Source organism: Ancylobacter sp. WKF20, assembly GCF_029760895.1.
Lineage (GTDB): Bacteria > Pseudomonadota > Alphaproteobacteria > Rhizobiales > Xanthobacteraceae > Ancylobacter.
Window position 1 is genome coordinate 140372 of the sequence record NZ_CP121679.1, and the last position, 20716, is coordinate 161087.

General features: G+C 71.7%; 23 protein-coding genes. All 23 read left to right on the top strand.

Annotated elements, in window-relative coordinates; all coding sequences use genetic code 11:
- The first annotated feature begins 290 nt into the window (after positions 1 to 290).
- Positions 291 to 797: a head-tail connector protein gene (locus tag AncyloWKF20_RS00690; RefSeq protein ID WP_279316065.1), complete on the top strand. Its 507-nt coding sequence runs from the start codon at positions 291 to 293 to the stop codon at positions 795 to 797.
- Positions 755 to 1321, top strand: coding sequence for a head-tail connector protein (locus AncyloWKF20_RS00695; protein WP_279316066.1), 567 nt, complete (start codon positions 755 to 757; stop codon positions 1319 to 1321). Before AncyloWKF20_RS00690 ends, AncyloWKF20_RS00695 begins: the two co-directional genes overlap by 43 nt.
- Entirely contained in the window at positions 1318 to 1644 is a 327-nt protein-coding gene (locus AncyloWKF20_RS00700) for a phage head closure protein (protein ID WP_279316067.1), read from the top strand. The genes AncyloWKF20_RS00695 and AncyloWKF20_RS00700 overlap by 4 nt, the downstream gene beginning before the upstream one ends.
- Positions 1645 to 1731: 87 nt before the next feature.
- Complete coding sequence (locus AncyloWKF20_RS00705; RefSeq protein ID WP_279316068.1) at positions 1732 to 2154, top strand: DUF3168 domain-containing protein; 423 nt, start codon at positions 1732 to 1734, stop codon at positions 2152 to 2154.
- A 224-nt stretch (positions 2155 to 2378) separates the two neighbouring features.
- Positions 2379 to 2786 (top strand): phage major tail protein, TP901-1 family, encoded by a 408-nt coding sequence (locus AncyloWKF20_RS00710; protein WP_279316069.1) that lies wholly within the window; start codon positions 2379 to 2381, stop codon positions 2784 to 2786.
- Between the two features lie 8 nt (positions 2787 to 2794).
- Entirely contained in the window at positions 2795 to 3151 is a 357-nt protein-coding gene (locus AncyloWKF20_RS00715) for a gene transfer agent family protein (RefSeq protein WP_279316070.1), read from the top strand.
- Positions 3148 to 3363 (top strand): rcc01693 family protein, encoded by a 216-nt coding sequence (locus tag AncyloWKF20_RS00720; RefSeq protein WP_279317840.1) that lies wholly within the window; start codon positions 3148 to 3150, stop codon positions 3361 to 3363. Before AncyloWKF20_RS00715 ends, AncyloWKF20_RS00720 begins: the two co-directional genes overlap by 4 nt.
- A gap of 374 nt (positions 3364 to 3737) precedes the next feature.
- On the top strand, positions 3738 to 4328 hold the full coding sequence (locus tag AncyloWKF20_RS00725; RefSeq protein WP_279316071.1) for a phage tail tape measure protein: 591 nt from the start codon (positions 3738 to 3740) through the stop codon (positions 4326 to 4328).
- Positions 4329 to 4970 (top strand): DUF2460 domain-containing protein, encoded by a 642-nt coding sequence (locus AncyloWKF20_RS00730; protein ID WP_279316072.1) that lies wholly within the window; start codon positions 4329 to 4331, stop codon positions 4968 to 4970. It begins immediately after the preceding gene.
- The gene (locus AncyloWKF20_RS00735; RefSeq protein ID WP_279316073.1) at positions 4967 to 5827 is read left to right on the top strand and encodes a DUF2163 domain-containing protein; all 861 of its coding nucleotides are present in this window, start codon (positions 4967 to 4969) and stop codon (positions 5825 to 5827) included. Before AncyloWKF20_RS00730 ends, AncyloWKF20_RS00735 begins: the two co-directional genes overlap by 4 nt.
- Before the next feature lies 1 nt (position 5828).
- A complete protein-coding gene (locus tag AncyloWKF20_RS00740) occupies positions 5829 to 6281 on the top strand; it encodes an NlpC/P60 family protein (protein WP_279316074.1) in 453 nt (150 codons plus the stop codon).
- 557 nt (positions 6282 to 6838) lie between these two features.
- On the top strand, positions 6839 to 10747 hold the full coding sequence (locus AncyloWKF20_RS00745; RefSeq protein ID WP_279316075.1) for a glycoside hydrolase/phage tail family protein: 3909 nt from the start codon (positions 6839 to 6841) through the stop codon (positions 10745 to 10747).
- A 12-nt stretch (positions 10748 to 10759) separates the two neighbouring features.
- Positions 10760 to 11452: a DUF2793 domain-containing protein gene (locus tag AncyloWKF20_RS00750; RefSeq protein ID WP_279316076.1), complete on the top strand. Its 693-nt coding sequence runs from the start codon at positions 10760 to 10762 to the stop codon at positions 11450 to 11452.
- A gap of 16 nt (positions 11453 to 11468) precedes the next feature.
- On the top strand, positions 11469 to 11774 hold the full coding sequence (locus AncyloWKF20_RS00755; RefSeq protein ID WP_279316077.1) for a hypothetical protein: 306 nt from the start codon (positions 11469 to 11471) through the stop codon (positions 11772 to 11774).
- A 1-nt stretch (position 11775) separates the two neighbouring features.
- A complete protein-coding gene (locus AncyloWKF20_RS00760) occupies positions 11776 to 12687 on the top strand; it encodes an arabinofuranosidase catalytic domain-containing protein (RefSeq protein WP_279316078.1) in 912 nt (303 codons plus the stop codon).
- 24 nt (positions 12688 to 12711) lie between these two features.
- A complete protein-coding gene (locus AncyloWKF20_RS00765; RefSeq protein WP_279316079.1) occupies positions 12712 to 13497 on the top strand; it encodes a glycoside hydrolase family 108 protein in 786 nt (261 codons plus the stop codon).
- Positions 13494 to 13742 carry a hypothetical protein gene (locus tag AncyloWKF20_RS00770; RefSeq protein WP_279316080.1) on the top strand — a complete coding sequence of 83 codons (249 nt, stop codon included), beginning with the start codon at positions 13494 to 13496 and terminating at the stop codon, positions 13740 to 13742. The genes AncyloWKF20_RS00765 and AncyloWKF20_RS00770 overlap by 4 nt, the downstream gene beginning before the upstream one ends.
- Before the next feature lie 599 nt (positions 13743 to 14341).
- Positions 14342 to 15013: a response regulator transcription factor gene (locus AncyloWKF20_RS00775; RefSeq protein WP_267583342.1), complete on the top strand. Its 672-nt coding sequence runs from the start codon at positions 14342 to 14344 to the stop codon at positions 15011 to 15013.
- Positions 15013 to 16398: a sensor histidine kinase gene (locus tag AncyloWKF20_RS00780; RefSeq protein ID WP_279317841.1), complete on the top strand. Its 1386-nt coding sequence runs from the start codon at positions 15013 to 15015 to the stop codon at positions 16396 to 16398. Before AncyloWKF20_RS00775 ends, AncyloWKF20_RS00780 begins: the two co-directional genes overlap by 1 nt.
- A 104-nt stretch (positions 16399 to 16502) precedes the next feature.
- Positions 16503 to 16970, top strand: a complete 468-nt coding sequence (locus AncyloWKF20_RS00785) for a glycine zipper domain-containing protein (protein WP_267583341.1) — start codon at positions 16503 to 16505, stop codon at positions 16968 to 16970.
- A 167-nt stretch (positions 16971 to 17137) separates the two neighbouring features.
- Complete coding sequence (ccmI, locus tag AncyloWKF20_RS00790) at positions 17138 to 18268, top strand: c-type cytochrome biogenesis protein CcmI (RefSeq protein ID WP_279316081.1); 1131 nt, start codon at positions 17138 to 17140, stop codon at positions 18266 to 18268.
- A 4-nt stretch (positions 18269 to 18272) separates the two neighbouring features.
- A complete protein-coding gene (gene ccmE, locus AncyloWKF20_RS00795) occupies positions 18273 to 18719 on the top strand; it encodes a cytochrome c maturation protein CcmE (protein WP_279316082.1) in 447 nt (148 codons plus the stop codon).
- On the top strand, positions 18716 to 20713 hold the full coding sequence (locus AncyloWKF20_RS00800) for a heme lyase CcmF/NrfE family subunit (protein ID WP_279316083.1): 1998 nt from the start codon (positions 18716 to 18718) through the stop codon (positions 20711 to 20713). Before ccmE ends, AncyloWKF20_RS00800 begins: the two co-directional genes overlap by 4 nt.
- Positions 20714 to 20716 lie beyond the last annotated feature (3 nt).

Consider the following 20716-nt stretch of genomic DNA (forward strand, 5'->3'; position numbering starts at 1 on the left):
CGGAAGAGTCTTTGGCCAAAGAGTTTCCCCTGGGCCCCGGATCATCGCTGCGCGATGCGCAGCTCGTCCGGGGAACGGGGCTCCATCTGGCTCACCGTCATCCCGGACGGCCAAAGGCCGATCCGGGATCGCGTGCCGCCCCGCCCTCCTCACGTGCCGAACAGCGCGGCGGACGATCCCGGCTCTCCGCTTCGCTCCGGCCGGGATGACAAGGTTCGTACCGCAAGCCGTGCCGTGCCGGGTCTGATCCCCGGATCAAGACGCTCCACACCCCCAACCACGAGGCACCCATGCCCGCTGTTCTTCTCGCCGGGCCGCCGGCGGAGCCGCTGACGCTTGCCGAGGCCAAGGCCTATCTGCGCGTCGACCATGAGGCGGAGGATGGGCTGATCGCCTCCCTCCTCACCAGCGCCCGCGCGACCGTGGAGGCGCTGACGCGGCGCGTGCTGATCGACCAGAGCTGGCGCCTCGCCCGCGATGCCTGGCCGGCCTCCGGCCTGATCCCGGTGCCGGTGAACCCGCTGCGCGTGGCTCGTCCGGGGAATGGGGCTCCATCTGGCTCACCGTCATCCCGGACGGCCAAAGGCCGATCCGGGATCGCGTGCCGCCCCTCCCTCCTCACGTGCCGAACAGCGCGGCGGACGATCCCGGCTCTCCGCTTCGCTGCGGCCGGGATGACAAGGTCCGGACCGCAAGCCGTGCCGGGTCTGATCCCCGGATCAAGACGCTCCACACCCCCAACCACGAGGCACCCATGCCCGCTGTTCTTCTCGCCGGGCCGCCGGCGGAGCCGCTGACGCTTGCCGAGGCCAAGGCCTATCTGCGCGTCGACCATGAGGCGGAGGATGGGCTGATCGCCTCCCTCCTCACCAGCGCCCGCGCCACCGTGGAGGCGCTGACGCGGCGCGTGCTGATCGACCAGAGCTGGCGCCTCACCCGCGATGCCTGGCCGGCCTCCGGGCTGATCCCGGTGCCGGTGAACCCGCTGCGCGAGTTGCTGGCCGTCAAGGTCATCGACGCGGCGGGCGGGGAGACGGCGCTGCCGCTGGGTGCCTTCACGCTCGACACCGCGCGCCTGCCCGGCCTGATCCGGGTGGACCGCGCCGCCGTGCCGGCGCCGGGTCGGGCGCTCGCGGGCATCGTGCTCGACATCACCGCCGGGCATGGGCCGACCGCCAACCATGTGCCTTCGCCGCTGATCGAGGCGGTGCGGGTGGTGCTGGCGCATTTCTACGAGCATCGCGACGTGCCGGGCGCCGGCGCCGCCTTTCCCGCCCGGCTCGATGCGCTGGTCGCGCCCTTCCGGGTGACGCGGCTATGAGCGCGCTCCCGGTTTCGGCGCTGCGCCACCGGCTGGTGCATGAGACGCCGATCGAGACGCCGGACGGGCAGGGCGGCGTGACCCGCACGTTTCTCTCGGTGGATGCGCTGTGGGGTGCGGTCGAGACCGTGGCGAGCGCGGGCGAGATCGCCGACCGGCCGGGCGCCGTGCTCGCCCATCGCGTGACCATCCGCGCGCCCGCCACGGTGCAGCCTGGCGACCGGCTGCGGCTGGGGGCGCGGCGCTTCACCGTCGAGGCGGTGAGCGACCCCGAGGGGCGCGGGCGCCGCCTCGTCTGCGACTGTCGGGAAGAGGCCCCGTGAGGAGGACGCCATGAAGTTCGAGGTGCGGATGAAGGGCCTCGCGGCGCTGGCCCGCCGGTTGGCGCAGATCGCCGCGCGGGGGCGCCGATGAGCGCGAGTTCTACCGTGAGCCCCGCCAATGCGCTGCGCGCCGCCGTCCATGCCGCGCTCATCGCGGATGCGTCGCTCACCGCCGCTCTGGGCGGGCCGCGCATCCATGATGTGCCGCCGGCGTCGCCGGAATTTCCCTATGTCACGCTCGGCGAGGCGCAGGTGATCGACTGGTCGACGGCGACCGAGACCGGCCATGAGCACCGGCTGACGCTCAACGTCTGGTCGCGCCAGGGCGGGCATGGCGAGGCGCATCATCTCGCCCATCTGGTGCAGGCCGTGCTGCATGATCAGCCGCTCGCCCTCGACGGCCACCTTCTGGTCAATCTGCGCGCGACCAGCGCTGAAATCCGCCGCGAGGCGGGCGGGCGCACCTATCGCGCGCTGCTGCGGCTGCGGGCGGTGACGGAAACCGGTTGAGGTTTTCCGGAGCTGTCAGCAAACCGCGCCAAGCGATTCCGCCGACTCGTGAATCCGCATGAAGTTGATTCAGAAGATGAGCTCACTTGCGGCGATTTCTTGAATCAAGCCGCGAAGCTGTGCGGCGGCGTCTCAGTGCCGTCACGTTCTTAAACTGCCACATCAGGGTTAACGCTCCCTGAATACACGCCATTACCAGCAAATGCCAGAGAAGGAGGCCCGCCATGGCGGCGCAGAAGGGCAAGGACCTGTTGCTGAAGCTCTCGGACGGCAGCGCCCTCGTCACCGTCGCAGGGTTGCGCTCGCGGCAGATCGCTTTCAACACCGAGCCGGTCGACATCACCCATGCCGAGAGCGCCGGGCGCTGGCGCGAGCTGCTCGCCGGCGCCGGGGTGAAGCGCGCCTCGATCGCCGGCTCCGGCCTGTTCAAGGACGCCGCGTCTGACGCGCTGATCCGCCAGAGCTTCTTCGACGGCGATGTGCGGCAGGGGCAGGTGGTGGTGCCGGATTTCGGCACGCTGACCGGCCCGTTCCAGATCACCAGCCTGGAAATCGCCGCCGAGCATGACCGCGAGGTGACCTTCGACATCACGCTGGAAAGCGCCGGCGAGATCGTCTTCGCGGCGCTGTGAGGAGCACCATGGCCAACCGGCATCGCGGCGAGATTGCCGCTGACCTCGACGGGCGCAGCCGCACCCTCGTGCTGACGCTGGGCGCGCTGGCGGAGCTGGAGGAAGCGTTCGGGGTGGACGACCTCGTGGCGCTGACCGAACGCTTCGGCCGCGGCCGGCTCGCCGCGCGCGACGCCATCCGCCTTGTCGCGGCGGGCTTGCGCGGGGCGGGGGAGGCGGTCACCGAGGAGGAGGTGGCGCGCATGACCACGCCCGGCGGCGCCGCCGGCTTCGCGCGCCTTGTGGGCGACCTCATCGCCGCGACCTTTGGCGGGGAAACGGCCGCGCCGGCGGCCGCGCCGGGAGACCCCGCCCGCCCTTTCTGAGCCCGCGCCCCACGCCGTTCCAGTCCTCCAAGCCGTTTCCTTGGGGCGCGGCGATGGGGTTCGGGCTCGGGCGCCTCGCTCTGCCGTCCGAGGCGTTCTGGCGCATGACCCCGCGCGAACTCGCTTGCGCCATGGAAGCCGTGCTCGGCCCCGCCCGCACCCCGCTCGACCGCGCGGGTCTTGCCGCGCTGATGACGCGGTTCCCGGATTGAGGGGAGCCATGAGCGCCGTCATCCCGGACGGCTGAAAGCCGATCCGGGATCGGTCTCAGGTTGGGAAGCGATCCCGGCTCTGCGGCTTCGCCTTGGCCGGGATGACGATGTCCATCATCCACGGGCGGGGCTGGCGAGGTGTCGCTGAAGACTCTCCCCTGGGCCCCGGATCATCGTTGCGCTCTGCGCAACTCGTCCGGGGAACGAGGTCCACACCTAGAGCAACGTCATCCCCGGGCTTGGCCCGGGGATCCACGACTTCTCCCGCTCCACCTGCGCACGCAAGACGTGGATGGCCGGGTCAAGCCCGGCCATGACGGCGCGCGGGCGGGCCCGGCGCCCCATCACCTTCCCCCCAACCCCCGGAGACCCCCATGGCCGAGGACAGCTTTGAGGCCGAGACCGTCACCGTCGCCATCGCCGCCGATACCAGCGCCTTTCGCCGCGAACTGTCGGAGGCGGAGCGACTGGCGCGGGGCTTCGGGCGGGTGGTGGGCGATGCGCTGACCGGTGCGGCGGTGAAGGGGCGCGAGGCGGACGATGTGTTCCGCTCGCTGGTCACGCGCCTCTCCAGCCTCGCCATCAACGCCGCCTTCCGCCCATTGGAGCAGGGCGTCGCTGGCCTGTTCCAGAATCTGGGCGGGTCGCTCGGCTTCGCGCAGGGCGGGGCGTTCCAGAGCGGGCGCGTCGTGCCCTTCGCCAGCGGCGGGGTGGTGGCGGCGCCGACCTATTTTCCGCTCGCCAATGGCCGCACCGGCTTGATGGGCGAGGCCGGCGCCGAGGCGATCCTGCCGCTGCGGCGCGGGCCGGACGGCACGCTGGGCGTCGCCTCCGGTGGCGGCGGGCGGGCCATGAACGTGACGGTGAATGTCGCGACGCCCGACGCCTCGTCCTTCCGCCGCTCCGACGCCTATCTCTCCGGCCTCGTCGCCCGCGCCGTGGCGCGCGGGGAAAGGAGCCTCTAGATGCCCGCCTTTCACGAGACGCTGTTCCCGCTCGACATCGCGCTCGGCGCGGCGGGCGGGCCGGAGCGGGCGACGGAGATCGTCACCACGCTCACCGGGCGCGAGGAGCGCAACACGCGCCTGAAACATTCGCGCCGGCGCTGGGATGCCGGCTATGGCGTGACCTCGCTGGCGCAGCTTCAGGCCGTGGTCGCCTTCTTCGAGGAGCGGCGCGGCCGGCTCTATGGCTTTCGCTGGCGTGACCGGCTGGACCACGCCTCCGCCGCGCCCGGCGCCACCGTCACGCCGCTCGACCAGGCCCTCGGCACGGGCGACGGGGCGCGGGCCAGTTTCCCGCTCATCAAGACCTATGGCGGCACCCACGCGCCCTATGCACGGCCCATCGTGAAGCCGGTGGCCGGCTCGTTGCGGGTGGCGGTGAATGGGGTGGAGAGTACCGCCGGCACCCATTTCGCGGTCGATGTGACCACGGGCCTCGTCAGCTTCCTCGCCGGCCATGTGCCGCCGGTGGGCGCGAGCGTCAGCGCCGGCTTCCTGTTCGATGTGCCGGTGCGCTTCGACACGGATTTTCTCGAAGTGAACCTCTCCGCCTTCGAGGCGGGGGCCATTCCGCGCATTCCGGTGGTGGAGATCCGGCTATGAGGGACATTCCGGCCGGGCTTTCCGCCGCGCTGGCGGAAGGGGTGACGACGCTCGCGCGCGGCTGGCGGATCACACGGCGCGATGGCGCGGTGATCGGCCTCACCGAGCATGATGACGACCTGTTCGCGGACGGCACCGTCTTCCGCGCCGCCGGCGGCGTCACCGGCTCGGAGGAAGCCTCCGCGCTCGGCTTCGCGGTGGGCGGGGGCGAGATGGCGGCCGCGCTGTCCTCCGATCTCATCGACGAAGCGGACCTGCTTGCCGGGCTCTATGACGGGGCGAGCGTCGAACTTGTGCTGATCGACTGGGCGGCCCCGGCGAATTTCCTGCGGCTGCGGCGCGGCACCATAGGCGACGTGCGCCGCGAGGGCGGCGCCTTCACCGCCGAGCTGCGAGGGCTCGCCAGCGCGCTCAATGTGGTGCGCGGGCGGCTGTTCACCCGCGCCTGCGACGCCGATCTCGGCGATGCCCGCTGCGGCGTCGCGCTCACCGGCGCGTTCCGCGCCGAAGGGACAGTGGCGGCGGTGGAGGGCGCGGGGCTGTTCGTCGCTGGCGGGCTCGGCGCTTATGCGGCCGGCTGGTTCACGCAAGGTCGGCTGGCGATGGACAGCGGCACCAATGCGGGCTTTGCCAGCGAGGTGAAGGCCCATGCGGTGGCTGGCGGCGTGGTGCGCGTTGAGCTGTGGCAGCGCCCGCCCGAGCCGCTCGCGGCTGGCGACGCCTTCACCGTCACCGCCGGCTGCGACAAGCGGCTTGCCACCTGCCGCGACCGCTTCGCCAACGCGCTGAACTTTCGCGGCTTCCCGCACATGCCCGGCAATGACGCCGTGCTGCGCGTCGCCACGCCCGGAGGGTGAGATGGAAAGCGAGAATGTGCGCGCCCGCCTCGTTACCGAGGCGCGGGAATGGATCGGCACGCCCTATCTGCACCGCGCCTCCTGCAGGAATGAGGGGGCGGACTGCCTCGGCCTCATTCGCGGCGTGTGGCGGGCGGTGATCGGCGCCGAGCCCGAGGGCCTGCCGGCCTATGCGCCGGACTGGGCCGAGGCACTGAAGGCCGAGACGCTGGCGGCGGCGGCGGGGCGCCATATGCGCGCCGTGCCGCTGGAGGCGATCCAGCCGGGGGATGTGCTGCTGTTCCGCTGGCGCGCGCACCTGCCGGCCAAGCACGCGGCCATTCTGGTGGCGGGATGGGAAGCGGGAGAGGGGCGCATGGTCCACGCCCATGACGGCGCGGCGGTGGCCGAGGTGTTCCTCGCCCCCTGGTGGCGCCGGCATCTGGCTTACGCCTTTGCCTTTCCGGGGACGTGAGGGGGTGCGCCCACCTCCGTTTCCCGGACGACTGTAGCGTGAGCGGAAGGCGAGCCGGGACCCCGCGCAAAACATTTTGGCGATGTCTCTACTGGGCGGCTCACGGAGGGCGGCCGAAGACTCTCCCCTGGACCCCGGATCATCGCTGCGCCTTGCGCAGCTTGTCCGGGGAACGAGGGCCTTTGCCGTCATCCCGGACGGCCGGAGGCCGATCCGGGATCGCGTGCCATGCTGGCTCCTTAGGCGGGGCGACGGCGGCCGACGATCCCGGCTCTCCGCTTTGCTTCGGCCGGGATGACGGTTCCTCGATCATCCCCGGGCTTGATCCGGGGATCCACGACTTGGGCCGGGTGCACTGGCAGGGAAGTCGTGGATGGCCGGGTCAAGCCCGGCCATGACGACGCTCAGAGGCGGCACCGCCGGGCGGCGGGGCAACGCTTTGGCCGTCATCCCGGACGGCCAGCGGCCGATCCGGGATCGCTCGAGGTCGTAGAGCGGTCCCGGCTCGGCGGCTTCGCCTGTGGCCGGGACGACGCCTTTCACGAATTGGAGCTTCCATGGCCACTCTCATTCTCGGTGCGGCGGGCGGGGCGTTGGGCGGGGGGCTGCTCGGGCCGGTGGGCGCGCTGGCCGGGCGGGCGCTGGGCGCTATCGGCGGCTCGGCGCTCGACAATATGCTCCTCAGCGGCAAGCGGGTCACCGGCCCGCGCCTCACCGATCTCGGCACGATGACTTCGACCGAGGGCGCGCCGCTGCCGCGCCTTTACGGCCGCGCGCGGCTCGCCGGTCAGGTGATCTGGGCGGCGCCGGTGGAAGAGGTGGTCTCGACGCAGACCCAGTCCTCCGGTGGCAAGGGCGGGATCGGCAGCGCGCTCGGCGGGTCGTCCACCACGACGACGACCTACAGCTATTTCGGCAGCTTCGCCGTCGGGCTGTGCGAGGGGCCGGTGAGCCGGATCGGCCGCATCTGGGTCGATGGCGAGTTGCTGGACGAGCCGGGCCTTGCCATCCGCCGGCATCTCGGCGGCGAGGGGCAGCTGCCCGACCCGCTGATCGAGGCACGCGAGGGGGCGGTGCCGGCCTATCGCGGCCTCGCCTATCTCGTCTTCGAGCGCCTGCCGCTGGCGCCTTACGGCAACCGCCTGCCGCAGGTGACGGTCGAGATCGTCCGCGCGGTCGGCGAGCTGGAGAGCCGCCTGAAGGCGGTGACGCTGATCCCCGGCGCCAGCGAGTTCGGCTATGACCCGCTGGAGGTGCGCCGCGTCGACCGGCCGGGCGTCTACCAGCCGGAAAACCGCCATGTGACGACCGCCGACAGCGACATCGACGCCGCGCTCGACGACCTGATGGCGCTGTGCCCGAACCTTGAGCGCGTCGCGCTGGTGGTGAGCTGGTTCGGCACCGATCTGCGCGCCGGCACCTGCCGCATCGAGCCTTCGGTGGAGCGGCGGGACAAGACCACGGAGGTCGCCGGCATGCGCGCCCCGCTCGCTTGGCGGGTGGCGGGGCGTACGCGCGCTACCGCCCGGCTGGTGACGCAGCATGCGGGCAAGCCCGCCTATGGCGGCACGCCGTCGGATGCGAGCGTCATCCGCGCCATTGCCGCGCTGAAGGCGCGCGGGCTCAAGGTCACGCTCTATCCCTTCGTGATGATGGACATCGCCGCCGGCAACGCCCTGCCGGACCCGTGGGGCGGGGCGGAGCAGGCGGCCTATCCCTGGCGCGGGCGCATCACCTGCCACCCCGCGCCGGATCGGCCGGGCTCGCCGGATGGGACGGCGGCGGCGGGCACGCAAGTCGCGGCGCTGTTCGGCACGGCGAGCGCCGTCCATTACGCGGTGACGGGCGAGGGTGTGAGCTATGCCGGCCCGGACGAGTGGACGCTGCGCCGCATGGTGCTGCACTGCGCGGCGCTGGCCGAGGCGGCGGGTGGGGTGGAGGCCTTCCTGATCGGATCGGAAATGGCCGCGCTCACACGCGTACGGTCGGCCTCGGGCGTCTATCCGGCGGTGCAGGCTTTCGCCGCGCTGGCCGGCGAGGCAAGGGCAATCCTGCGCGCCGGCACGCAGATCGGCTATGCCGCCGACTGGACGGAATATGGCGCGCATGTGCGGGAGAGCGGGGCGGAGCTGCGCTTTCCGCTCGACCCGCTCTGGGCCTCCCCGGCCATCGACTTCATCGGCATCGACTGGTACGCGCCGCTCGCCGACTGGCGCGAGGGCGAGACCCATGCCGACGCGGCGCTGACCACCAGCCCTTATGACCGCGCCTATCTCGCCGGCAACGTGACGGGCGGGGAAGGGTTCGACTGGTACTATGCCGACGAGGCCGGGCGCCTCGCGCAGGCGCGCCTGCCGATCACCGACGGCGCCTATGGTGAGCCCTGGGTGTTCCGCCAGAAGGGCATCGCGCAGTGGTGGGGTAGCGCCCATCACGAGCGTATCGGCGGCATCAGACAGGCGAGCCCGACCGCCTATGTGCCGGGCGTGAAGCCGATCCGCCTCACCGAGATCGGCTGCGCGGCGGTGGACAAGGGCGCGAACCGGCCGAGCGTCTTTCCCGATCCGAAATCGGCGGAGAACGGCCTGCCGCCCTTCTCCAACGGCCAGCGCGACGACCTGATGCAGCGCCGCCACCTTGAGGCAACGCTGGATGCCTTCTCGGGCGTTGCCGCCAACCCGCTCGCGCCCGCGCTGCCCGGCGGGCGGATGATCGACCCGGCGGCGATCTATGCCTGGACCTGGGACGCGCGGCCCTTCCCGGTGTTCCCGCTCGCCACCGATGTGTGGGCCGATGGCGCGAACTGGTCGAACGGCCATTGGCTCAACGGCCGGCTCGGCGGGGCGCCGCTGGCGGAACTGTGCGAACGCCTCGCCGCTGACGCCGGGGTGACGCTGGAGGCGGGCGCGCTCACCGGCGTGATCGACGGCTATGTCGTCGACCGGCCGATGAGCGTGCGGGCGGCGCTGGAGCCGCTCGCCCGCGCCTTCGGCTTTGACCTGATCGAGCGGGCCGCCGGCCTCACTCTGCGCCCGCGCGGCGGGGCGGTGGTGGCGCGGCTCACCGACGAGGATCTGCTGGCGGGCGAGGACGTGCCCGCGCCGAGCTTCACCCGCGCCGACGAGGCCGACTTGCCGCTGAGCCTGATGCTCGGCTTCACCGACGGCACCAGCGACTACCGCCGCGCCACCGCCGCCTCGCGCCGTCTCGCCGGGGCGGCGCGGGCGCAGACCGGCGAGGACGTGGCGATGGTGGCCGACCCCGCCCTCGCCGCCGCGCTGGCCGAACGCGCCTTGCAGGATGCCTGGGCGACGCGCGAGAGCGGGCGCCTCGCCGTGCCGCTGTCGCGGCTCGCGCTGGAGCCGGGCGATGTAGTCGAGCTTGACCGCGACGGCCGGGTGCGGCTGTTCGAGATCACCGCGACGGAAGACCGCGAGGCGCGCAGTCTCTCCCTGCGGAGCATCGACCCGTCGGTCTTCGCGCTCGCCGTGCGCACGGGCGAGACTGCGACGCCCGTCCTGCCGCCGAGCTACGGCCCGCCCGAACTCATGCTGCTCGACCTGCCGCTGCTCACCGCCAGCGAACCGCCGGTGCTGGCCTGGCTGGCGGCGGTGGCGGCCCCCTGGCCCGGCGCGCTTGCCGTGTGGCGGGCGGTGGACGGGGCGAGCTTCGAGCGGATCGGCACGATGGCCGCGCCCGCGCTGACCGGCGCGACGCTCACCGCCCTGTCGCCGGGCGCGCTTTGGCGCTTCAACCGCGCCGCCGTGCTGGAGGTGGAGCTCGACGCCGGGCTGATTGCCGGGGCGAGCGAGGAAGCGGTGCTCGGCGGGGCCAATGCGCTGGCGCTGATCGGCGCGGACGGCGTCGAGGTGCTGCAATTCATTGAGGCCGAGCTGATCGGCACGCGGCGCTGGCGCCTGTCGGGGCTGCTGCGCGGCCAACTCGGCACGGAGGCGCGCGCGGGCGCGGTCTGGCCCGCCGGCACGCGGCTGGTGCGGCTCGACCGCAATCTGTTCGCGGCGGCGAGCGGGCTCGACCTCGTTGGCCGCGCGGTCACCTACCGCGTCGGCCGGGCCGACCGCGACCACGGCGATGCCGGCGTGGCGGAGATCGCCGGAACCGTGGGGAGCACCGCGCTGCGCCCGCTCGCCCCGGTCCATGCGCGGGCGCGGCGGACCGTGGCTGGTGTCTCGTTGAGTTGGACCCGGCGCACCCGCCGCGACGGCGATTCCTGGGATCTCGCCGAGGTGCCGCTCGCCGAGGAGGCGGAAGCCTACCGGGTGGAGGTGCTGGCCGGTGCCACTGTCCGGCGCACGCTGACCACGGCCACGCCGCGGGTCGTCTACCCGGCGGCGGATGAGATCGCCGATTTCGGCGTGCCGCAGGCGACGCTTTCCGTCCGCATCGTCCAGCTCTCCGCCGCCATCGGCGCCGGGCAGCCGCTGACCGTGACCCTCACAATCTGACCGGGAACCATCATGAGCGAGATCACGCCGCTGCTCGCCCTGCCGCTCATTGCGGCGGCGCAGGCGCAGAAGCATGTCACCCATAATGAGGCGCTGGAAAAGCTCGACGCGCTGACCCAGCTCGCCGTGCTCGACCGCACCCGTGCGAGCCCGCCCGTCGCGCCTGTGGCGGGCGACCGCCATCTCGTCGCGGCGGGGGCGAGCGGCGACTGGGCGGGAAGGGACGGCGCCATCGCGCTTTATGGCAGCGATGGCTGGAGCTTCCTCACCCCCGCCGCCGGCTGGCGCGCCTATGTCGCGGCCGAACGCCTGACGCTGGTGCATACCGGCACCGGCTGGGCGGACCTGATCGCCGGCACACCCTCCGGCGGCGCGGTGAGCCTGCGCGCGGCCGAGATCGAGGCGGTGCTGAGCGGCGCCTCGGTCACTACCGCTCTCGTCATTCCCGCCCGGACCATCTGCCTCGCTGTGGCGAGCCGTACCGTCACCGCCATCACCGGCGCCAGCGCCTATGAGGTCGGAATAACCGGGGAGACCTCGAAATTCGGCGGCTCGCTCGGCATCGCCGCCGGCAGCAGCAATATCGGGGTGATCGGCCCGCAGGCCTTCTATGCCGACACGCCGCTGCGCCTCACCGCGCTGGGCGGCGCCTTCACCGGCGGGCGCGTGCGGCTCGCCCTTTTCACCCTCGCCTTCGCCCTCTGACCATCGGGAGACACCCATGCCCTATGATTCCGCCAAGGATCCCTGGCGCGGCAGCGCCGTCGGGCCGACCGGCCTCGGCCGCTCCGGCGCTGTCGTGACCCCGAGCGACACGGTGGACCTCGCCCGCTATGCCCGCATCCGCGTCTTCGCCCCGGCGAGCCTGTCGAGCGCGCAGCTGCGCATCCTGCCGGTCGATCAGGCGGATGACGCGCCGCTGACGCTTCAGGTGACGCCCGGCCAGCCGAGCGTGCTGGAGTTTCTGGTGCGCAGGGTGCTCGCCACCGGCACCACGGCCGGCCTCGACATCCATGCGGTGAACTGAGATGGCGGTGCGCATCGGCCCGTCCCTCGCCCTCGCGACGGCCCGCCGGCGCGCCGGCGCGCGCCGGGCGCCGCTCGACGGCATCGCACCCTATGCCGCGCACGGGTTGCAGCGGCTGCTCTCAAGCTATCGCGGGCCGCTCTTGCGGGCGCGGCGCGGGTCGGACAACGCGCAGGCGGATTTCTACCCGCGCGGCGATGGCTGGCTGGATGTCGCGGCGCTCACCGCCTGGGGTGGGAGCGCCAGCGTCTTCCTCGTCACGCTCTATGACCAGACCGGCAATGGCCGCCATGCGGGCCAGACCACGGTCGGGGCGCAACCGCGCCTCGCCCTCAGCGGCGTGGCTGATCTCGGGCCCAATGGCCGGCCCGTGGCGGTGTTCGACGGCGCGGATGACTGGCTGCTGCTGGCGGACAGCGTCGGCTTCTCGCCGGCGCAGGCGAACCTCACCCTCGCCACCGTCGCGGCGCGGGCTGGGGCGAACGCAGCGGCGGGCAACCAGCAGCTCGTCTATGCGCCGACGGGCGGGAGCACCGTGCTGACACGGGCGAGCCTCGCCTTTTTCTCGACCGACAGCTATCGCTGCGCGGCTGGCGGGCGACGGCTCGACACGGACAGCTTCGTTCGCGTCACCGCCGCCACGGCGCCGGCGGTGGGAAGCTGGAATCGGCTGGTCGGCCGGCTGCGCTACGGCGCGGCGCAGGCGGATATCGCCATCAATGGCGCCTCCACCAGCGGTGCCTTCCAGGCGGCCGGTTCGACCTCGGCCACGGCGCAGAGCGCCGGCGTGATGATCGGCGCCAACCATTCGCCGGCCGAGTTCTTCGCCGGGGCGCTGACGGGCACGGTCATCGCGCAAAGCGCGCTCGACCTGGCTGCGCTCGATACCGCGCTCACCCAGCTTCTTCCCTGATCCTTCCTCCAGCGGAGAGACACCATGACCGCGTCGAGTTTCGACGGGGCGCTGGCGCGCGTCCTCGTGCATGAAGGCGGCTATGCCGACCATCCCGCCGATCCCGGCGGGGCGACGATGAAGGGCGTGACCCAGCGCGTCTATGATGGCTGGCGCCGCCGCAACGGCCTTGCGCTCCGCCCGGTCCGGCGCATCGCCCAGGCCGAGCTCGCCGCCATCTACCGCGCGCAGTACTGGGACGCGCTGCGGGCGGACGACCTGCCGGCCGGGCTCGACTACTGCCTGTTCGACGCCGGGGTGAATTCCGGCCCGGCGCAGGCGGCGAAATGGCTCCAGCGCGCGCTGGGCGTTAGCGCCGACGGGCAGATCGGCGAGGCGACGCTGGCGGCGCTCGACGGGCGCGACGTGCCGGTGCTGATCGACGCCGTGTGCGAGCGGCGCCTCGCCATGCTGCGCACGCTCACCACCTTCCGCACCTTTGGGGCCGGCTGGACCCGCCGTGTCGCCGAGGTGCGGAGCGCCGCCATGGCGATGGTCGAGGGCGTCTCTTCCGCCGCACCCGAGGGGCCGGCATGCGGGCGCGCGCGGCCGGCGGACACCCGCCTGTCGCGCACGCCGGAAGGGGCGGGGAGCCTGATCGCCGGTATTGGCGGCCTCGGCGCGGTGGTGGCCGAGCAGGCCGACCGCCTCGCCCCGCTCGCCGCCTATGGCGGGCCGCTGAAATGGCTATTCGCCGCGCTGATGGTGGCGGGTGTCGCGCTGACGCTGAAGGCGGCACTCGCCCGGCTGCGGGCGGGGGAGGCGGCATGAGCCTAGTCCTCACCCTCTTTGCCTCGCCCGCTGGCCGGCTGGTGGGGCTGGTGCTGCTCGCCGCGCTTGCGGGCGGCGGGCTCTATCTCAAGGGACGCCATGAGGGCCGGGCGGCCTGTCTGGCTGAAGGAGAACGCGATGTTGTCGAGACGATCGCGCGGGCGGACCGCGCGCGGGCTGATGCTGATGAGCGCCTTGCCGATCCTCGCCGGCTGCGCGAGCCTGACGCCTTCCGCCGCGAGTAGAGGCGCGTGCGGCGCCTTCCGGCCGATCAGCTGGGCCGACGCTGACACGGATCCGACGATCCGGCAGGTGAAGGCGCACAATGCCGTTGGCCGCGCGCTGTGCGGGTGGGGCGGGGCAGGTTGATGGGATGGAGGTTTTCCGGACGCCTGTAGCGTGAGCGGAACGAGGCTCCCCCCTGTCACACGTCATCCCCGGGCTTGACCCGGGGATCCACGTCTTTCTCGCCCATCCAAGTCGTGGATGGCCGGGCTGATCCCCGGATCAAGTCCGGGGACGGCCATGATGGCGCAGGGCGGGGCGCGGTAGGTCGCGGGCTGTTCGCTCTCCCCGTTTCCCGGACGCCTGTAGCGTGAGCGGAAGGCGAGCCGGGATCCAGCGCAAGACTCTTCGGCGAAATCCTATTAGCGCGCATCAGCGGTCGCGGTGGTTCAGCCGAAGACTCTCCCCTGGGCCCCGGATCGGCCTTGCGCTGCGCGCAACTTGTCCGGGGCGCTGGGCGGCTCGCGCGGCGCGCCACCGTGCCGACCTGACATCGCCCTTTTGTGGTGGCATTCTCCGGCCGCCGCGCGAACCCTGCGCGGTGTGCCGAGGAAAAGCCGTGCGCCTGCTCGTTGTCGAGGACGATCCCGATCTGAACCGCCAGATGCATGAGGCGCTGGTCGATGCCGGCTATGCCGTCGACCGGGCTTTCGATGGCGAGGAAGGCCACTATCTCGGCGAGACCGAGCCCTATGACGCGGTGGTGCTCGACATTGGCCTGCCGAAGATGGACGGGCTCTCCGTGCTCGAATCCTGGCGCCGCGCCGGCAAGAAGATGCCGGTGCTGATCCTCACCGCCCGCGACCGCTGGAGCGACAAGGTGCAGGGCTTCGATGCCGGCGCCGACGATTATGTCGCCAAGCCCTTCCACATGGAGGAGGTGCTGGCGCGCATCCGCGCTTTGCTCCGCCGTTCCGCCGGCCATGCGGCGAGCGAGCTGACCTGCGGGCCGGTGATGCTCGACACACGCTCGGGCCGTGTCACCGTCAACGGCAACCCGGTGAAGCTCACCTCGCATGAGCACCGTCTGCTCGCCTATCTGCTGCACCATGCGGGCCGCGTGGTCTCGCGCACCGAGCTGGTCGAGCATCTCTACGATCAGGATTTCGACCGCGATTCCAACACGATCGAGGTCTTCGTCGGCCGCTTGCGCAAGAAGCTCGACGTGGACGTGATCCAGACCGTGCGCGGGCTCGGCTATCTCTTGGTGCCGCCGGAAGCCCCACGTTGATCCGCGCCCGCTCCATCGCGCTTCGCCTCTTCCTCTCCGCGACGGTGGTGATGGTGGTGGTGCTGGTGCTGACCGGCATCACGCTGTCCTCGCTCTACCGCGCGGCCGTGGAGCGCGCCTTCGACCAGCGGCTCGACGTGTACCTCAAGACCATCGTCGCCGATGTCGCCAATGCGCCGGCGGGCGTCATGCCCGAGCCGACCACGCTGGGCGATCCGCTGTTCAACTTCCCCATCTCCGGCTGGTACTGGCAGATCACCCGGCTCGACGGTGCCGCGCAGCAGGTGAAGACCTCCCGCTCGCTGCCCGAGGGCAAGCTGCCGCTACTGGTGGAGAGCGAGGGCAAGCCCGAACTGTCCGGCTTGCGCGAAGCCTATGCGCTGGGGCCCTCCAACCAGAATCTGCGCGTCGTCGAGCGCATCGTCGATCTCGGCGACGATGGGCGCTACGCCGTGGCGGTGGCGGCGGATGCCGGCGAGATCGAGGATGAGGTCGAGGGCTTCAACCGCTCGCTCGCCGTCACCCTCGCCGTGCTCGGCGGCGCCTTCCTGCTGACGCTGGCCTTTCAGGTGCTGTTCGGCCTGCGCCCGCTCAAGCGGATGCTCGCCGCGCTGTCCGCCGTGCGCGCCGGCAAGGCTGACCGGATCGAGGGCGACTATCCCATCGAGATCGCCCCGCTGGCGGCGGAGGTGAACGCGCTCATCGAGACCAACCGCGAGATTGTCGAGCGCGCCCGCACCCATGTCGGCAATCTCGCCCATGCGCTGAAGACGCCGATCAGCGTGCTGCAGAACGAATCCGCCCGCGCCGCCGCCCTCGCCCCCGGCGATGGCCTCGCCGCCAAAGTGGGCGAGCAGGCGGAGATCATGAAGGGGCAGGTGGCGCATCATCTGGAGCGTGCCCGCATGGCCGCCCGCGCCTCGGTCGTCACCTCGGTGGAGGAGGTCGGGCCCATCGTCGAGAAGCTCGCCGGTACGCTCGCCAAGGTGTATCGCGGGCGCGGCATCGAGGTGGAGACCGCGCCCCTGCCGGCGCTGCGCTTTCGCGGTGAGCGGCAGGATCTGGAGGAGATCCTCGGCAACCTCATCGACAATGGCTGCAAATGGGCCGAGCACCGCGTGGCGGTGTCCGTCGCCGCCTTGCCCGGCAGCGGCGGGCAGCGCGACTTCTTCGAGATCGTCATCGAGGATGACGGGCCGGGCCTGACCGAGGCGCAGCAGTCCGAGGCGCTCCAGCGCGGGCGCCGGCTCGACGAGACCAAGCCGGGTTCGGGGCTGGGGCTGTCCATCGTCACCGAGCTTGCCGCGCTCTATGGCGGCGGGCTCACGCTGGAGCGCGCCACGCTCGGCGGCCTGCGCTGCCGGGTGCGGCTGCCCTCTGCTTGAAACGGTTCGCAAGTACGGGTGACCGGGCCGTGGTTTCGCCCTATTCCTGACGCCATCTGCCGGCCGGTCGGCTGCTTCGCGTCAGGTTTCTGGAAGGACTGCTCATGCGCGCTACTCAACTCGTCGCCCTTGGCCTCATCGGCGCCACCCTCGCGGGCTGCACGGCCACGCAGGAGAACCCGAACATGGTCGGTGGCGCCACATTGGGCGCGGTGACCGGCGGCGTGATCGGCGCCATTGCCGGCCGTAACGTGGCGGGCGCCGCCATCGGCGCGCTGGCCGGCGGTCTCATCGGCGGAGCCATCGGTAGCGCGCTGGATGATCAGGACCGTCAGCGCGCCCAGCAGGCCGAGATCCAGGCGTTGGAATATGGCCAGCCCGGCGCGCCGGTGAGCTGGCGCGGCGATGACGGCGCCTATGGCACCATCGTTCCCGGCCCGGCCTATGCGCGGGGCGGCTCGCCGCGCTGCCGCGAATACACCCACACCATCTACATTAACGGCCAGCCGCAGACCGCGCGCGGCACCGCCTGCCGCAACCCGGACGGCACGTGGACGCCCGTCGCCGGCTGATGCCAGCATTCGGCGCCGGTCGCGGGCCAAAGGCCCGCCGCCATCACGCTCGCGTGACGGAACGCCGTGGACTCGCGCCTCTGTGAGCCTGCGGCGATCCGACTGAGGGTGATACTTATTGGCGGAACGCCGCGCGTCAGTTACCTCAGCGCATTAGAGGAAGCCTAATGTCGCTGTGGATCGCCCTTCTCCTGATGACCGCCGCCGCCATACTGGCGGTGCTCTGGCCGTTGCGCACCGGGCGCGCGGCCGATGACGCGGCGAGCGCCGCGCAGGCGGACCTCGCCGTCTACCGCGACCAGCTCGCCGAGATCGAGCGTGACCGCGCCACGGGACTCATCGGCGCGGCGGAAGGCGAGGCGGCGCGCACCGAGGTCGCCCGCCGCATCCTGCGCGCCAGCGCCGAGGCGGGGCACGATCCCGCGGCCGGCAGTTCGGATAGGCGGCGGCGCGTCACCGCTGTCATCGCCCTCGTCGGCATCCCGCTTCTCGCCGGCTCGCTCTACATCGCGCTAGGCTCGCCCGGCTACGGGCCGCAGCCGCTGGCGGCGCGGCTGGAAGCCAAGCCCGAGCAATCCGACATCGCCATCCTCGTCCGCAAGGTCGAGGCGCATCTGGAGGCCAACCCGCAGGACGGGCGCGGCTATGAGATCATCGCGCCGATCTATGCCCGTATCGGCCGGCTGGATGACGCGGCGCGCGCCTGGGCTAACGCGATCCGCCTGCTCGGCTCCAGCCCGCAGCGCCAGACCGGGCTCGGCGAGGCGCTCACCGCGCAGGCGGGCGGCGTCGTCACCGCCGAGGCGAGGGCGGCGTTTGAGGCGGCGCTGGCGGCCGACCCGAAGGATCCGAAGGCGCTCTATTTCGCTGGCCTTGCCGCCGAGCAGGATGGCCAGCCGCAGCAGGCCGCCGCCATCTGGACGAAGCTTGCCAGCGAGAGCCCGGCGGACGCGCCGTGGATGGGGCTTATCCAGCAGGCGCTCGCCCGCGTCGGCGCGCCCATGCCGGCGAGCACCGCGCCGGGACCGGACCAGGCGCAGGTTGCCGCCGCGGCCGAACTCACGCCTGAGCAGCGCCAGCAGATGGTGCGCGGCATGGTCGACCGTCTCTCCGCGCGGCTGGCGCAGAACGGCGATGATCTCGACGGCTGGCTCCGCCTGATGCGGGCCTGGACGGTGCTGGGCGAGGCCGACAAGGCCAAGGCCGCCGCCACCGATGCCCGCACCCATTTCGCGCGCGACGACGGCGCTCTCGGCCGTATCGACGCGCTCGCCCGCGAACTCGGCCTCGGGAGCTGACACCATGACCCGCAAAGGGCGCCGCCTCGTTCTCATTTCCGCCGCGCTCGGCGTGCTCGGCATCGCCGCCGGGCTGGTGCTGTTCGCGCTGAACGACACCATCGTGTTCTTCCGCGCTCCGAGCGAGATCGCCGCCGAGCGCACCGCGCCGGGCACGCGACTGCGCCTCGGCGGGCTGGTGAAGGATGGCAGCGTGGTGAAGCAGGACAACGCCCATGTGCGCTTCGTCGTCACCGATGGCGGCGCCGACATCGCGGTGGCCTATGCCGGCATCCTGCCGGACCTGTTCCGCGAGGGGCAGGGCGTCATCGCCGAGGGCGTCATGGAGGGTGACGGCAGCTTCCGCGCCGACACCGTGCTCGCCAAGCATGACGAGAAATACATGCCCAAGGAAGTCGCCGACGCGCTGAAGAAACAGGGCGTCTGGAAGGAAGGCGAGGCGACGCAATGAACCCGGAAATCGGCCAATACGCGCTGGTGCTGGCGCTGGCGCTGGCGATCCTGCAGACGGTGCTCCCCATCTGGGGCGCACGGGTGGGGGACGCGGCGCTGATGCGCACCGGCCCGGCGCTCGCCATCGGGTTCCTCGGCTTTGTCGCGCTGAGCTTCGCGGTGCTGACGACGGCCTATGTGCAGTCCGATTTCTCGGTGCTGAACGTGGTCGAGAATTCGCACTCGCTGAAACCCATGCTCTACAAGGTCACCGGCGTGTGGGGTAACCATGAGGGCTCAATGCTCCTCTGGGTGCTGGTGCTGGCGATCTTCGGCGCTCTGGTGGCGCTGTTCGGCTCCAATCTGCCGGCGAGTCTGAAGGCCAATGTGCTGGGCGTGCAGGGCTCGATCGGTGTCGCCTTCCTGCTGTTCATGCTGCTGACCTCCAACCCGTTCGCGCGGGTGGTGCCGCCTCCGGCGGAGGGGCAGGATCTGAACCCGATCCTGCAGGATATCGGCCTCGCCATTCACCCGCCGCTGCTCTATCTCGGCTATGTCGGCTTCTCCGTGACCTTCGCCTTCGCGGTCGCCGCGCTGCTCGACGGGCGCATCGACGCCGCCTGGGCGCGCTGGGTGCGGCCCTGGGCGCTCGCCGCCTGGGCCTTCCTCACCGTCGGCATCGCCATGGGTTCCTACTGGGCCTATTACGAGCTCGGCTGGGGCGGCTGGTGGTTCTGGGATCCGGTCGAGAACGCCTCGCTGATGCCGTGGTTCGCCGGCACCGCGCTGATCCATTCCGCCGTGGTGATGGAAAAGCGCGACGCGCTGAAGGTGTGGACCATCCTTCTGGCCATCCTCGCCTTCTCGCTGTCGCTGCTCGGCACCTTCCTGGTGCGCTCGGGCGTGCTCACCTCGGTCCACGCCTTCGCGACCGATCCCTCGCGCGGCGTGTTCATCCTCTGCATCCTGATCTTCTTCATCGGCGGCTCGCTCGCGCTCTACGCCCTGCGTGCGCCAATGCTGCGCCAGGGCGGCATCTTCGCGCCGATCTCGCGCGAGGGCGCGCTGGTGCTGAACAATCTGTTGCTCACCGCCGCCGCCGCCGCCGTGCTCGTCGGCACGCTCTACCCGCTGGCACTGGAATCCTGGAACGGCGCCAAGATCACGGTGGGCCCGCCCTATTTCAATCTGACGGTCGGCGCGCTGATGTTGCCCGTCGTCTTCGCCATGCCGTTCGGCCCGCTGCTCGCGTGGAAGCGCGGCGATCTCGCCGGGGCGGCGCAGCGGCTGATGGTGGCCTTCGGCGCCGCCATCCTCATCGCCGGCCTCGCGCTTTACATGCAGGGCGGCGGGCCGGCGCTGGCCCCTCTTGGCATGGGCCTCGCGGCCTTCATCGTCATCGGCGCGGTGGTGGACATCGCCGAGCGCGGCGCGGTCGGCCGCGTGCCGGCGGCGACCTCGATCGCCCGCTTGCGCGGCCTGCCGCGCGCCACCTGGGGCGCGGCCATCGCCCATGCCGGCGTCGGCGTCTGCCTGTTCGGCATCATCGCGGAAACCAGCTGGAACGCCGAGCGCATCACCGGCGTGAAGCTTGGGGAGAGCTTCGAGGTCGGCGGCTATGAGCTGACCCTCGCCCGGCTCGAGCCGCGCAACGGGCCGAATTACCGCGACCTCGCCGGCATCTTCACCATCCGGCGCGCCGGGGTGGAGATCGGCACCATCGAATCCTCCAAGCGCATCTTCCTCGCCCGCAACATGCCGACGACGGAAGCGGGCATCCGCACCTTCTGGTTCAGCCAGCTCTATGTGAGCCTGGGCGATGAACTGCCCGGTGGCGGTGTCGGCGTGCGTGCCTATTGGAAGCCGCTGGTGACGCTGATCTGGCTCGGCTCGGTGGTGATGGCGCTGGGCGGGGTGCTCTCGCTCTCCGACCGCCGCCTGCGCGTCGGCGCGCCCAAGCCCGCCAAGAAGCCGAAAGCCGCCCCGACCGCGGCGCCGGTAGCCGCGGAGTGAGGT